The following is a 1,506-nucleotide window of genomic DNA, read 5'->3' as shown; positions in this document are numbered from 1 at the left end:
TGGGGTCGGGTGCGGTTGGCGTTCCGGTTCCGGGCGCGCGGTGGGCAGCCACGAGTCGCTCGAAGCTCTGCTTGCGCGCGGGTCCGTCAGCGCCCTCGAACGTGAAGGGGGCCGACTGGCGCCACAGCGGGCCGCGAGGGTCGAGAATGCCGCGCAGGTCGGCGTAGGGCACGGCGCTGTCGAACATGCCCGCGCCGAAGGGTCCGCTGCGGTAGGCGGGGAGCGCGAACTGCAGGCCGTCGGCGGTGGGCTGGAAGGCGCTGAGGTTCTCGGCGCTTCCGCTCACGCACTGGCTGATGAACGACTCGTCGACGTCGGGCTCGTTCTTCAAGCAGTCGGCCACGCGCGCGGCGAGGGTGGGGAGGGCCTTGTCGCGTTCGGTGAAGAGCTCGGGCAGCTTCACCTCACGATGCTGGTCGCCGTCATAGAGCACCGTCTCGAGCCACGGGTTCGGGTGCGCACCACCGGCGTACCCATCGAATGCCAGGGTCACCGCGGTGAGGTGCCCGTCATCGTAGGCCACCTGGCCTCCCCCCGTGAGCGATGTGGCACAGCCCGGGTTGGGGATGAAGTTGGCCCGCGCCGCCTGGAAGCGATCGGCGACGGCCTGGTTGATGCGATCGGCGTCATCGTCGCGCGTGGGGTCGGAGAGGAAAGGGATGTCGAGCTCGATGCGGCACTCGTCGGGCGTCACCGACCAGCGGCTCGGGGTGGGGGTCGAAGGCTGCGATGAGGCGAGCGACGGGGCGGTGGTGATCATGGGCCAGACCCTTCGTGTGGTTGACTCCATGGTAGGGGGTCGCCCTGAAAGGAGGCGCAAGACATCGTGAAATGCGCGTTATCTTTGGGGGCGTGGATGTGCTCAACTGTGGGGTGTTGAGCGTAGTTGTGCTCAACTGTGGGGTGTTGAGCGTATATGTGCTCAACTGCGTCGGGTTGAGCCGAAATGTGCTCAACTGTGGGGTGTTGAGCCGAAATGTGCTCAACTGCGCCGTGTTGAGCTGAAATGTGCTCAACTGCGCCGTGTTGAGCGTATATGTGCTCAACTGTGGGGGGTTGAGCGTAGTTGTGCTCAACTGCGGGGGGACACCCGCGCCTTCCCTCAATTGTTCCGGGCGTTCTCCCGGTACAATCAAGGGAAGCACGAAAAGGGGGGAGGGGAGCCTGGCTCCCCTCCCCCCGTCATCTCGCCGTCTCCCCCTCAGCCCTATAGCTGCAGCTGGAAGTCGGCCTTTCCGGTCTTGCCCGTGGCCTGATCGGTGCCCACGATGCGGATGCGCTTGAGGGTGCCGGCGCCCGCGTTGATGGTGAGCACGCCGCCCAGGGTCTGGCCGACGGGTTGGGAGATGGTGGCGATGGTGTTCGAGAGCGGGATGGTGCCGGTCTCGTTGCCCTGGCCGTCGAGCTGCACCTCGAGCAGCGACCACTGCACCTTGGTGTTGTAGTCGGCGGCGGTGTTGTCGCTCATCTCGCCGTAGGCCGACATCACCTTGCCCTGCAGCTGCG

2 protein-coding genes are annotated in these 1,506 nt (G+C 66.1%); both read right to left on the bottom strand.

Translation table 11 applies throughout. The annotated features are described in order from the left end of the window. On the bottom strand, nt 1–760 hold a 760-nt coding region (locus EB084_25235), incomplete at its 3' end, for a hypothetical protein (protein NDD31568.1). A gap of 447 nt (nt 761–1,207) precedes the next feature. After that, nucleotides 1,208–1,506: hypothetical protein (locus EB084_25230; protein NDD31567.1), on the bottom strand; the 299-nt coding region annotated here is incomplete at its 5' end.

Source organism: Pseudomonadota bacterium (genome assembly GCA_010028905.1).
Lineage (GTDB): Bacteria > Vulcanimicrobiota > Xenobia > RGZZ01 > RGZZ01 > RGZZ01.
Note: the sequence above shows the minus strand (reverse complement) of the source record. Positions and strands in the feature narration are given on the sequence as shown.